Source organism: Streptomyces sp. BoleA5 (genome assembly GCF_000373665.1).
Taxonomy (GTDB): Bacteria; Actinomycetota; Actinomycetes; order Streptomycetales; family Streptomycetaceae; genus Actinacidiphila.
In genome coordinates this window covers 200,467-212,562 of the sequence record NZ_KB892146.1, presented here as the reverse complement: position 1 = coordinate 212,562, position 12,096 = coordinate 200,467, and the positions used below count along the sequence as shown (strand labels likewise).

Annotated in this window: 9 protein-coding genes; 3 read left to right on the top strand and 6 right to left on the bottom strand. The window is 61.9% G+C overall.

Annotated elements, in window-relative coordinates:
* Positions 1–36: 36 nt before the first annotated feature.
* The 4 genes from B085_RS49835 to B085_RS44930 all read right to left on the bottom strand — a co-directional run bounded on the left by B085_RS49835 (position 37) and on the right by B085_RS44930 (position 5,550).
* A complete protein-coding gene (locus tag B085_RS49835; protein ID WP_158689900.1) occupies positions 37–1,737 on the bottom strand; it encodes a hypothetical protein in 1,701 nt (566 codons plus the stop codon).
* 1 nt (position 1,738) lies between these two features.
* Positions 1,739–3,415 carry a hypothetical protein gene (locus tag B085_RS0136620; RefSeq protein WP_158689899.1) on the bottom strand — a complete coding sequence of 559 codons (1,677 nt, stop codon included), beginning with the start codon at positions 3,413–3,415 and terminating at the stop codon, positions 1,739–1,741.
* Positions 3,416–3,506: 91 nt separating this feature from the next.
* Positions 3,507–4,379: a helix-turn-helix domain-containing protein gene (locus B085_RS47830; RefSeq protein WP_078620225.1), complete on the bottom strand. Its 873-nt coding sequence runs from the start codon at positions 4,377–4,379 to the stop codon at positions 3,507–3,509.
* 100 nt (positions 4,380–4,479) lie between these two features.
* Positions 4,480–5,550 carry an HNH endonuclease gene (locus B085_RS44930; protein WP_051102252.1) on the bottom strand — a complete coding sequence of 357 codons (1,071 nt, stop codon included), beginning with the start codon at positions 5,548–5,550 and terminating at the stop codon, positions 4,480–4,482.
* On the opposite strand from B085_RS44930, the gene B085_RS49830 reads away from it, so the two are divergent.
* From B085_RS49830 to B085_RS49825, 3 genes are all read left to right on the top strand, one after another.
* Positions 5,549–5,743 carry a hypothetical protein gene (locus tag B085_RS49830; protein ID WP_158689898.1) on the top strand — a complete coding sequence of 65 codons (195 nt, stop codon included), beginning with the start codon at positions 5,549–5,551 and terminating at the stop codon, positions 5,741–5,743. The genes B085_RS44930 and B085_RS49830 overlap by 2 nt on opposite strands.
* A 168-nt stretch (positions 5,744–5,911) precedes the next feature.
* Positions 5,912–6,796, top strand: coding sequence for a PIN domain-containing protein (locus B085_RS44925; RefSeq protein WP_018563569.1), 885 nt, complete (start codon positions 5,912–5,914; stop codon positions 6,794–6,796).
* Between the two features lie 550 nt (positions 6,797–7,346).
* Entirely contained in the window at positions 7,347–8,324 is a 978-nt protein-coding gene (locus B085_RS49825) for a hypothetical protein (protein ID WP_158689897.1), read from the top strand.
* Between the two features lie 484 nt (positions 8,325–8,808).
* Here the strand turns inward: B085_RS49825 and B085_RS49820 are convergent, their stop codons facing one another.
* Together B085_RS49820 and B085_RS0136600 are read right to left on the bottom strand one after the other, a co-directional pair.
* Positions 8,809–9,969: a hypothetical protein gene (locus B085_RS49820; protein WP_158689896.1), complete on the bottom strand. Its 1,161-nt coding sequence runs from the start codon at positions 9,967–9,969 to the stop codon at positions 8,809–8,811.
* 1,559 nt (positions 9,970–11,528) lie between these two features.
* The gene (locus tag B085_RS0136600) at positions 11,529–11,927 is read right to left on the bottom strand and encodes a protein NO VEIN domain-containing protein (protein WP_018563568.1); all 399 of its coding nucleotides are present in this window, start codon (positions 11,925–11,927) and stop codon (positions 11,529–11,531) included.
* Positions 11,928–12,096: the final 169 nt, after the last annotated feature.

Below are 12,096 nucleotides of genomic sequence, written 5' to 3'. Positions count from 1 at the left end.
GCGATATCAGCCGACAGGTCCCGGATGTTGTGGGGTTCAGCGGTTGTAGCGGACATACGTTGCCTCCCCGGCGTCGCTGAAGCGGACAAGCAGGCCAAGTCGTTCCAGGGACTGGGTGAGCCGTTCGCGTTCCGCGGCATCCTGCGGTTGCAACCCGTACTCTGCCAGGCCGGACAGGAATGACTCGAAAGACACAGGCTCGTCCCGGCAGACCAGGCGGACCAACAGTGTGAGCAAGTCCTCGTCGACCTCATAGAAAGTCATGGACGTGCCGTTGCGGCTCAGCAAGCCGCCCACCTGGTGGAGCATCAGCTGGTTGACTACGTCCCGGGACTGCTTGCGCAAGTCCGAGCGCCGCAATCGGGTGACGTTCTCCCTCAGCGCGAGTAGGCCACTGCGACCGCCACCGACGTCTGCGGCCTGAAGGAGTTCCTCCAGCGTTGGGTGCGGCATGCCTTTGGTTCGCATGGTTGTTTGGGCCCAGTGGGCGTGGTGGTGTAGGACAGTGACCGCTGCGGCACCGGCGTTGAAGCGTCGGCGCAGCTCAGCGTCGCCCGCCAACCCGTCTGCAAGTCGTGTCAAGTCGGGCCTGTGCGCTGCTGGCCCACCGAGAGACTCCCACACCCGCGCGGCTAGGTTCGCGGTGATGAGTGTGGCTGGGAGGGAGAGCAGGTGCTTGCCGTCGACTTTCTGCCACGACGTGTGGCAGGCATCGCGGCGTGAGACCGGCCGGTAACCGCCAGTCCCGGTCCGGAACATGAGCTGGCCGGCCAGAGGGCAGTTTGCAAGCCCTTCGCACCTGTACGCCGCACCAGGAGTGGGTAGTTCATGGGCAGCAGCGACGGCACGGTCAAGGCGCGCGCTCTGCACGACGGCGACCCGGTACATAAGCAGGCTGGCGTGGAGACTGATCAGTACCGTGACCCAGCGGACGAAGTCAGGACGGGGAAGTTCCGTCGCAAGGAGTGTTCTGAGGTCGCGTTGGAACCGATCGAGTTGAGGTTGGCAGAACGAACCGTATGCGAAGTCTTCCCCCAGGCGATCCAGATTTCGGTCGATGAGCACGTCGGCAAGAGCCTTCTGGTCGCGTACACCGCTGAGCTGGCGGGCGGCTTGGAGCAGCACACTGTCCAGCCGGGTCACAGCCGAGTCGTCATTCAGCTTGTCCAAGAGCTCCTGCAGCAGTGCCTCATCGGGCTTCTCTCCCTTCCAGCACAAGAACGGCAAGAGGTCGCCGGCGAACATCCGGTAACCGGTGTACGCCTTCGGTGTGGGTACCCCCTGCACTGTGGATCTCTTGGTGTGGCTGAATCCGTAAGGGAGATCTGTCTGCAGCGGGAGGAGGAACGGGGCCTTGTCGCGGGTGTAGTAGCGCTCACGCAGGGCGCCGGCGAGCGCCTCCTGACCGTCGGGGTCGTTCACCCGAAGGAGGTCGGGTAGCTGCTCGTACAGCTCAGCGTCCAGTGCCGGCGCTTGCTGTCCCGCGGGCCGGGTTTCTTGCAGCATCCGCCAGAGAAGGCGGTCGCGGGAGTCACCGCGGGGAACGCTGGGCAACATGCCGGCGATGCCGAACAGCGCGCTGTCCTCACCGACGAGTTTGTCAGGAAGACGCACTGGGCGTCCGTCAACGCGCAGTACCCCGTCCATCCAGGACAGCGGGACACCGGTGTCCCGGGATACGGCCTCAAGAGCCTCTGGGGCGTGGCCGGGATCGGCGTGCCAGGGTCTTGTCGTCATGTCAGCTGACCTCGTAGACGTTGAGTAGATCGCCGCCCCGGGTGCGGACGTTCGCTGCTCGCCAGTGCCGTCCGGCATTTGTGTCACTGATGAGCAGGGCGTTTGCGGGATTCAGCGACAGTTCGAGGACGGCAGACTCGACCGCACGGCGTAGGCCGTGGAAGCGCTCGAGGTCGTCCGTGCCGGGCAACGTGCCCGCGGCGGCTGCCTGGAGGAGCCGCCATATGGGCAGGGTGATCTCTAGGTGGTGTCTGCCCAGGCGTACTGGCAGGGCGAGCGGTCTGTAGCGCAGGAGATCCGCGCCGACAGGGTTGCTTTCCAGATGTGGGTCGGCTGTGATCTCCAGCAGGTTCTGGGAACTTAGATTGGCCCCAACCAGTACGTCGTATTTTCTACTTTGGCCCGGTTTGTCAACAGGGAGAAATGTATCGGCCCCAACTTTTCGACCAAAGCCACGGGCGAGCCCGATGGCGAGGGTCTCCATGATTCTCATATCGGCCGCAGGATCCGGGGGCCCGTCGAAAGCAGACAGTGCTGCGTGGAAGCCCTCGTCCGGGCTGGAGCCGGGGGTGAGCTGGGCCGCGAGCCAGCGGGCGCGAGCTCGGTACCTACCGGTAAGCCCTGGACCTGCGGCAGCATGCGCGGCAATCGTCCGCACCGCTTGCCGCTTTGCAGGCTCAGCGACGCCCAGGAGAGCGACCAACCGGTCCGCGTCATCCGCAGGATCGATACCAGCAGAGGCTATCTCTTCGTGTGCTTCGGCATTGGGCTGCAGGGTAGGGTCCATCGTGAGCAGGCTTGCTGCCAGTGGCTCGTTGCGCGCCAGAATTTCCAAGGCGGCGCCGGGCAGGAGGCCGTCGCGCAAGCGCGAGCTATCCCCCGCGGTAAAGGCGTCCGCCACGTCTTCGCAGGGGTCTACGCCGTGGGCGCCTCCCAATACGAGCGCTGCTGCCAGAGCCCACAGTTCGCGGGGGGAGATGTTCCGTCCGCGTTCATGTGCGGCGAGTGTGACAGCGCTGTCGAGGACGGTTCCGGTCTCGTCGGCGGAGACGAGCTCAGCATTGGTGCGAGGCCAGCACCACTCGCGCACTCGGCAGGAGTCGCACCTTGCTGCGCCTGCTAGTACGCCGGAAGGGTCGTCCGGGTCCAAGGCTTTGAGCATGCCCAGGAAGAGAGCCTCGGGGCCGCCGGCAGTGCGGCGCAGGTCGAGATTGAGCACGAGGACCGCATCGCCCAGCCACCCCATGGCATCGGCAGCAGGTGCGGCGCGGGGCACTCCTAGTCGGCTCAACAGGATGTTCTCCAGCACAGTCAGACCCGGTGCTTCCTCGTCCTGGCGAACTTTGTGGAAGAAGCGCAGCGCCATACCGGTATTGAGCGCGATCATGCGGCTGGGCCCGGTGGCCGGCACGGCCCCGTCGGCGAAAGGGGAGAAGAAGGAGGCGAGTCGGGATACCTGCTCTTGGCCAGGAGACTCAGAATGCGTCGCATCGGCGATGACCTCACCGAACAATTCGGGGGCGGCGTCGCGGAGGCGGGCCATGAGTGCTGTTTTGCCCGTCCCCGCACTACCGCCGAACACGATGAGTGCGGGAGCGCTGCTGCCTCGGAGCAGCTGCAGCAGCTTCTGCTCTAGATCGTGGTCCGGCACATGGCTTCTTAGCTGGACTCCGTCCATGCCTTGATCACGCACGACGCTGCTGGTGGAAGAGCGCAGCAGAGCAGCGACTGGAGCAAGGGGACTAGGGTAGCCAGGTTCCCAGGGCGGGTCAGTCAGAGTACTCACAGTTCTCCTCGGCGATGGTTTCTAGGTAGCCTTCTTCAGCGAGGCGGCGGACGGTCACCCAGCCTGGCGCGCCCAGACGGCTTGCAACGGCCTCGGCAAGCGCAGGCGCCCCCCCGACCGACCACATCCCGTCTCCGGAGTACCGATTCCGGAGGTCCTCTGCAGCCCGGTTCAGTAGCTCAGAGGGGGCGAGCAGGTAGCAGGCAACTGCCGTGGCCGCGTCCTCCTCGGTGTTCGTCCGTGGGTAGGTACATGAGGTGTGTCCGTACAAGGTGTGTGCAAGGGTGTGCGCGGTAAGGAATCTCTCGAGTGGTAAGCGCTGAGGCGACGCTGGTTGAACTGGAATGGTGATCAGAGCTCGGCCTTCCCCCAGCTCGACGGCAAGACTCCGTCCGTCTGCCACATCCACGTGCAACCCGGCGGCGCGGCAGAGCGGATCCAGTTGCACGCGGTGGTACTGAGCTGAGCCGGCCCGCTCCCAGAGCTGCTCCCCAAGAGCCGCGTGGTGTACGGCGGCGACGGCGCGAGCTGTCCGGTCGACTAGGCGCCTCCCATTCAGAGCGAGATGAAGCGGGCTCAGCAGTTCCGCGGCACACGGCGGGACGACGCGTGCTGCAGCTAGGACCCTCCCCTCCGCTGCGAGCTCCGCATCCAGTGCGATCAACACGTCGATGGAGACCCCCGTGCGCCGACCGCGCTCAAGCCGAGACAACTGGGAGGCACTGATACCTGCGGCGGCCGCGAGATCTGCCTGCCGCTGCAACGCGTCACGGCGAAGCGTCCGTATCAGCGCCCCAAGTTCCTCGTCCGGCCAGGCCGACGATCTGCGCCGACGCCGCCGTTGCTCTCTCGACATGCGAACAACGTCCCACACACGATCTGGTGCGTCGAGGTCAGCAGTTGCCCTAAAGCGCAACTTGCCGATAAGGCAAGCTGGGCCCTTGGAAGAACCCGCCTCAGCGCCTCGGACTCGAGGCAGCTTCTTCTGTCGTATCGCGCTGCAGCACTATGTCGACCGAGCGGTGACCCTGCACCGATTGGCGATGCTCGATGGAGAGCCTGAGCTCGGCAGGAGTAGGCCAGGGCGCCTGGCGGTGGATCATGCGGTGGCAGTTTGCGCAGATGAGAGCGAGGTCGCTTAGTTTGGTTCGGCCTTCGCCGGCCTTGTGAAGGGGCACGACGTGATGGCACTCGATGTACCCGGCACCTCGCTCGCCGTAGACCTCCTCGAAGTCGAATCGGCATGCCTCGCAGGCGAGACTTCCACCCTTCCTTAGAACAGAGTCGATCTTCTTCTTGCGCAGGCTCTTGTTCCGTTCCCGTGCCAGGTGCCGACGCATGAGCAAGCGTCCTTCGGCGGCGCTGAAGTCGTCGTCGAGCTCCTCACCGCCTGCCAGGTCAAGGCCCTGAAGCTCGCCTGACGCAATGCCCTCCCGGATAAGTATTGCGGCCTCGGCCATCTCATCCGGGCGGGCCAGGAACTCGTTGAGGACCTCGGCGTCGAGGCTGCCGCCGTTGGTGGGCTTGCCGCGGTACTGGGGGTGCCGGGTGGCGATGTCGAACGTCTTGCGGGCCACGCCGTTGGGGTTGCGGAACTTCTCGTTGCGGTCGGCCTCGGCGTGGAGCGGCAGCAGCTGCAGCAACGCGGACAGCTCGACGACCTGGCTGGCCTGCGCGTCCAGGCCCCTCCAGCCGTTCTTCATGACCAGATCGCAGGCCAGGATGATCTCGTCGCGGGCCCAGTCGGGGTTCTTGGCGGCCTTTACGTGAAAGCCCAGGCGCTTCAGCCAGGCCGCTGCGTGATCCTTCCCGCCGCTGAACTCGCTGGGAGCCAGCGCCCGCTCCTGATCCCACTTGTGTGCCACCCCGGCGATCGCCTTGGAGTCGTAGTCCCGGCCCTCGTGCACGAGGACATACGCACGGGCCTCACCAAAGCCGTACTTCGACAGGAACGCCTCGCGTCCCAACTCGTCATGCTCGGCAGTCGCCTTGAGCACGGACTTCCGCGTGATCTCTCCTTTGCGCATGAGCGAAGAGTACGGCGAGGAACTGACAGAGCGGATGCCAGCTGCCGTGCCCGATGAGGCGCTGATGGGTGACCACTGCCTTGTAAGCCTGGTGGTCGGGGTTTTCGAGGGTGCGCAGGTCAGAGCGGCCGTGAAAAGACCCCAGCTCGGTCAGCAATCTCGACCGCGGCGAACCGCCGTTGCCCGTGGTTGACCGCCTGGAGTGGCACGGCTGTGGCACGCCCCATATGAGTCCTGCTCCCACACCGCTGCGTGGGTTGGCTCCTGGTTGCGCTCTGCCGTGGAACTCAGGTGGCGAACTGGTGGTGCAGCTGGCCTCAAGGCGCCGACACTTGTCGGCTTCGAATGTCACAATCCGCGCATGCTCATATCAGCGCTCCCCAGTACCAATCGAGAGAACCTCTGCAAGTCCCTGGCCGAAGTCCACGCACTTCTGCAGGACGTCCGCGCCGCAGGGCCTGGTCCCGCGCGAAGTCGCCTCTTCCGGTACCTCGAGTGGGCAAGCAAGGCCACTGACCGCCTCCGGCACCAGATCAGCCCGGCCGACATCGACCGCCTTGTCCTGACCCGGAGGTACGAGCTGCTGCTCTCAAGCTTCGGCAGCTCGGCCGGGGCCTCGTCCGAGAACCTTGTCAACAGCCTTGTAACCCTGGAAACCGACGAGCGGAGCGCAGCCTTTGAGGAAGCCATGGAGGCCCTGAACCGCCAGATCACGAGATGGATTAGGCCCGCTGCCTTCGTGGTGGCCGACAGCAGCTTCTACATCCAGCATCCGGAGAAGCTGGAGGAAGCCGATCTGGCCGCGATCTGCAACCTGCGCGAGGAGCCGATCCATCTGCTCTTCCCGATGGTGGTCGTTGACGAACTGGACGGCCTGAAGCAGTCCAACAAGACGCGGTGGCGGGCCGGCTATACCCTGGCGGTGCTCGACCGCATCCTCGGGGAGAGCGGTACGTCTGGTACAGCCATCCTCCGTGAGGAGGACTACACCCCGCTGCAGTCCCAAGGGATCCCCCGGGGCGAGATCACGGTGGAGATTCTCTTCGACCCGCCCGGGCACCGTCGGCTGCCCATCAATGATGACGAGATCATCGACCGGGCTTTGGCGATCCAGCCCTACACGGGCAGTGTCGTCACCCTGCTCACCTACGACACCGGGCAGGCCACGCGCGCACGTGCGGCCGGACTGAGATTCATCAAGCTACGCGACAGCGCCGGCGAGGGGCCCGAGCCAGCTAAAGCTTGAGCCACCGACCCTGGCAGACCGATCTGATCAAGGCCCAGGCTTCCGGACTCATGCCGGATGACCTGGGCCTTCGCCATGCGATGGGGCTGGTGGGCGAGGACGGTTTCGAACCGCTGACATCTGCCTTGTAAGTTCGGGCCAGGCTCCGTACGACCTGCCAGAAGACGCCTATACGGGCAACCTCTCGTCGGTCCTAGTTGTCGCGATCTGCGGTCATCCGCTGGCGTTGATGTCATCTGGTGATGTCAACCGCGACGGAGATGACGTTCTTTGAGGGCGACGGCTTCCCCGTCGCGTACTGGCACGTACTTGACGCGATCCGTTGATCACGCGGCGAGTAGTGCGGCCCCACCCAACGCGGAGGGGGGAAGGCCGCTAGGCGCCGCGACCTCGCGAAGAGGGGGCCAATCCCGCCGGCGCAAGGGTCTGTCCATGACCAGGACTGTAGCTACCATGCTGAGGGCGGAATCTGCAGCTCACCAATACTTGCCTCAACAGCCGAACGGCCCGGCGGTTCAAGGTTTTGTTTAGCAACGTCAGGGGGACTGAAGTGTCGACCGACTCCAGCGTGCCACCCGAAGCTCCTGCAGGTGATGACCAAAAACTCATCACCATACTTGTGGATCACTACGCCCCCGACTCTCGCGACCTACCAAAGAAGAAGAGACTATTACTGCTCGGCGTTTTGGTAGGTATAGCAATCGTCACCCTTCTAACGACCCTGCTCGTCGAGAACTATTCAAATCTCCTATTTTCTGGCCCAACGGTTCGTAGGGAAGATGAGGTTCAGAAGAAGCTCGACCTGGAAGGCGAGCCGTTCACTGCTCAAGTAACTGAGCCTGTATTTGACCCCACTGTCACGCCATTTGATTTCGTGTTTGATCACTTGCTGACGCCCGCACAAGAAAGACGTATGCAAGAATTCTCCGCCGAAGAGGTGGATGAACTGTGGGATTACCTTTTCTCCATAGGTGGTCGTATGGTTGAATACCCTACCTCCGGTGTTGGCACTCACTCCAGCGGATTCAATCTACACCTGCAGAGCGATAGGCAAGCGCCATTGACCTTGACTGATCTTCGAGCGCGGGTCCTTAGTTGCGCCCCCTCGAAGGCTATAGCGGTGGTACGAGTACCACCACAAGGCGGGGGTGGCTATATTGGAGTCTTTTTCAACCTCGCCGAGCACAAGCCCGTAGCGAGAATCAGCGAACCAACCGAGAAGTACGGCAAGCCTTTCTTTCGTGATAATGTCATAAACCTCGGGAATGGCGAAAACTCGGGGAATCTTCGCATTGAAAGTATTGTGGAAAGTGAAAGTTGTGACTGGGAGATTGAGTTGGAATATGCCGATTCTTTGGGGATTCACGTCAAAACTCTAAAAAACAAGAATCTTCCATTTCGGACTGAGGCGCTTCCAAGTAATCCGAGACAGTATTGGACGGTTTATCCATCGATTGGGGGTGGCGCTAAATGGATTAACTGCATCGACAAGGATGAAACATCTCGACGCAAATCGCGTTGCGAATAGAACTCTTCCCCATCCAAGTCTTGCTCGGGTGCAATGACGCTAGTCGCGACGTGGGTGATGGAGTAGCCGGTCTACTGAGCGGCAGCCTGGCTGAGCTGCACCTCCGGACGGAACGGCCCGCTGACCAGCGTTGACGCCGTCACTGGTTGTCAACGTTGGTCAGCGCTGGTCCACCTTCCACGGCCCCGCGGCGGCCCCGCGACGGTGTTCAACTTGCAGGGCGACACCCACCTTGGGTGTTTGCACCAAGCTGGGTACGACTTGCCGGCAGTGACTTACGTGGGCGACTTCCGGTGGTATCCGACTGCCTCGGGTTCCATGGCCGTCCCTCTGCGTCGATGTCACCTGGCGATGTCAACCGCACGGGGGAGCAGGCGCCCAGAAGGAGGGAAGGCTGCTGCCTGACTCGGCGGGCTCTGACCTACGCTGTCCGCCGTGGGTGCTCCAGCCTTTAACGGGTTTCGGCACGCAATAGAGTGCGCGGTCAATCAAAAGGGTCTTCGTTCGACTTACTTTGCCGTATCTTCTCTGCATCCCGCAGCATCGGCAAACCCGCTGACCCCATATAGAATTTCAAATGCTTATCGCCTGCGACCTCTTCTTGCAAATCTTTATTCCCCCCGAAGCTCTCAAGGCTGATATCTGGCAGCGTCAAAAAGAGGCTTACGCCAGCACTCGCCCCCTCGCGTAGAATGTGCAGACACAGCGACGAGGCGTCAGGGCTCGCAGTGAATAGTTGATGAGCCTCCTCGATGCCGATAATGACAGCTGGGTTTTCGGGTGATGGATCCTTGCAGCCACCCCCTTCCTTCCGGAATTCAAGAAGACGAACTGCGGCAGCAAGGATCTCCAGGGAGTACTCCAAGTCATCCCCAGAGAACCAGTCGACAGCCTCAGCCTCCATCAATGCCTTGAAATGTTTCTGTTCTGGCGCCCAATCCATAAGCCACAAAATATATTTACCACTCGACAGTGCGCCGAGGAGAATTAGGCTGAGGCTATTACTCTTTCCGACCCCTTTACTTCCTGCGATCACGCCATGACACACCCCCAATCCGGGGCGATGCAGGGGGACCTCCATAACTTCGCCACTCCGAGATTCCCCTACCCTCACCTTCCCTGACTCGGAGTCGTATAGCGGAATCGAGATATCAACCGGAATTACGCCGGAATGAAAATCGTCGTGAGATTCCAGTTGGTGCCAATATTGCGCAGTCCCTCGGTCTCCCATTTCAAGAAATATGGTCGCAAGATTAGACGCAGCGCTTCCATTTCCACTCTCGGCGAGTGGCACCCACGCCTCAATGGCGCATTGCGTCGCTCCGGCCATATATGCACTCATCCCAATGAGCCACCGGTCATCTTCATCCGGACACAAATTCAACGCCTCTTTCCGGATGAGTTCTGGAATCTGTTTCTGGTTCTTCTTGTTGCGTGACATGGCATCAGGGAGGTAATCAAAAGCTCGCCAGGTGTCCGCGTACTCGCCCGGAATCAGTAGCCCAGAAACTCCATACTGAACCGTCGTGGCCCAAGCTACGGCGTCACTCCAACTCTCCGGCCTCAGACTTGAGTCAGGAAGGTAATTGAGGTGCAATTCTTCGAGAACCCCGATGTCGACGGCACCGCTAAATCCAGCGCGCACGAGGTCAACGCATACTTGCACAAGGGCTGCGCCTCTTGGGTTACCACCCACTCTCTGGGCCCTGTGCCAAGCGTCCATCAAAGCCGGACCGGCCGCTAGGTATTCGGATACTCCGTACGTGGCACTACGGGTTACGGCGTCGGTGAGACGTTCGTCTGAAGACTTGGAAGCCCGGCGGATTTCTGCGACACTCCAGAGCCGACTTACCCGAATCGGATCCGCTGCTCGCAGCAGCCGGTTTCCGATCTGGCGAGATATCTCTTGCGTTGCATGGAATCCAGAAGGGTGATTTGCGTACGTCTCGAAAAGCTCATCCTGCATGGTGGCGATAATTGCGACGCGGAGCCTCATCAGCGAATCCAGTAGCGATGGGTTCATGCCTTCGCTCCCTAGAAACCCCTCCAGGTCATCCAGCCATATAAGAAACGGGCCAGAGCCGGAATTCCGAATGGATTGGGGTAGGTGCAATAGGCTTGTACCCCTTGAGGGTGCATAGACCGCATGCTCAGGCATGCATCGCTGGATTCCGTGAAATGCCGTCCTGCTTTTTCCGGACGTGGAGTCACCCACCAGCAGGACCAATCCTCCGTTTATTGCGGCGTGTTTCATCTGCAGAGCTACTTCGTGATCGACGTCGCGCAGTATGTAAGGAGGTAGCACTGGACCGTTGTCGATGGCGCGCGCCCTATGGACGCCAAGGGTCAGTGCATCAACATCGCTTACCCTAGGCCAGTCTGCAGGATTTGAAGTAGCTGTTTCTTGCAGTGTGACGTGTATCTGAGGGTTAGTTATAATCGGCGCGTTGACGTCACGTCCAACCGCAACTGATGCGGTTCCGGGCGCAGTGGTCTTTTTCCATCGCATGGATTGCCCTAGTCCACCGTGTCCACTTCGGTTGAAAGGTCGCCCTTCGCATCTCCGCCGATTGTGATACTCCCAGGGCCTGCCGCGAGAAGACCCTCGGGGGTGGTTGTCGAGGCGGTGAGCTGAGCAGAACCGCGCGTGCGGGTGCTTACTGTTCCATGCGTAGACCCACCAACTGCCACGCTCCCGGCGCCGGCCGCCGTGATGGTCACACTCTGACTCTCAGTGCTGGTAAGCCATACCTGTGCTCCAGCCCCCACAACAAGCAGGCTGCCGAGTGACACCCACCAAGCCAATCCAGCCTGGTTGGTAGCAATGTTCGTGACTACGCCAATCGCAGCGGCAACGACGACCGATGCTCCCGCCACGAGCCCCCGCTTCATGGGTACTGACACGGGCCCCTCCCAGAACCTGACGTGGTGTCGCTATCTCACGGTATCGCTCGGCTCTCCGTCTGGCTACGGCGTGGATTGGGCGCGTATCTGCCTGTCGCTAGCCGGGTGACCGCAGCCGGGAGATCGGTGGACTCTCCATGGCTGAGGCGGCCTAACGGGCGCCACGCCCCTCGATGCGAACTATGGGCTCGATGGTCGCTGAGGTCTCCCAAGGCACGTCAGGCTTGTCGCCTAGAGTTGCTGGCGGCTCCCAACGGATCTGGTGGTTGACGTACTTCGCTGCCGTACGGCAACCGCCACTCAGGCGCGTCGAAGTTGTTCGGCCTGGTCGTACTCCGCGGCCCGGAAGCTGGGCCAGTAAGTCACGTGTGGCCGCGTCCGCTTAATCATTGCGAGCAGGGTGCCGCCGTGCAGAAGACGTACGTCCACCTCCTGCCCAGCCAGCTGCGCGAGGTTGTCGACCACGTAAACGTAGTAGTGCTCGGGGTCTTCGAGGACAGCGGCCACCTGACGCTCTTCCAGCGGGATCGGCTGGGTCCGCGCCGAGCCGCTGAACGCCTTCACTTCAATCCTGCGCGGTGGGCTGTCGATGTCATAGGGGTGACCTTCGGAGCGGACGTCCCTAGGCTCGCGGCCGGCGGCCCGTTCCAGCGCCATCACATGCACGATGGCGCCTTGCTCAGTCTTGCTGTTGGACACGGTCTCCCCTCTCCGTTGTTGGGACATCGTTCGCTAGGAGGCATGAGCTTGGGAATCACTGCGTCTCTGGAGCCTCTCGCAGACTCGGCCATCGACAATGAGGCTGCTGCCCGGTTACGGAACCACGTCCAGTATCCGCCATTGACCGCACTTCTTGTCTGATCGAGCA

What these genes read in the sequence shown, in the direction of transcription:
- B085_RS49835 (WP_158689900.1), bottom strand. Translation starts at nt 1,737, where the DNA reads ATGACGACAAGACCCTGGCACGCCGATCCCGGCCACGCCCCAGAGGCT.
- B085_RS0136620 (WP_158689899.1), bottom strand. Translation starts at nt 3,415, where the DNA reads ATGGACGGAGTCCAGCTAAGAAGCCATGTGCCGGACCACGATCTAGAG.
- B085_RS47830 (WP_078620225.1), bottom strand. Translation starts at nt 4,379, where the DNA reads ATGTCGAGAGAGCAACGGCGGCGTCGGCGCAGATCGTCGGCCTGGCCG.
- B085_RS49830 (WP_158689898.1), top strand. Translation starts at nt 5,549, where the DNA reads ATGAGCGAAGAGTACGGCGAGGAACTGACAGAGCGGATGCCAGCTGCC.
- B085_RS44930 (WP_051102252.1), bottom strand. Translation starts at nt 5,550, where the DNA reads ATGCGCAAAGGAGAGATCACGCGGAAGTCCGTGCTCAAGGCGACTGCC.
- B085_RS44925 (WP_018563569.1), top strand. Translation starts at nt 5,912, where the DNA reads ATGCTCATATCAGCGCTCCCCAGTACCAATCGAGAGAACCTCTGCAAG.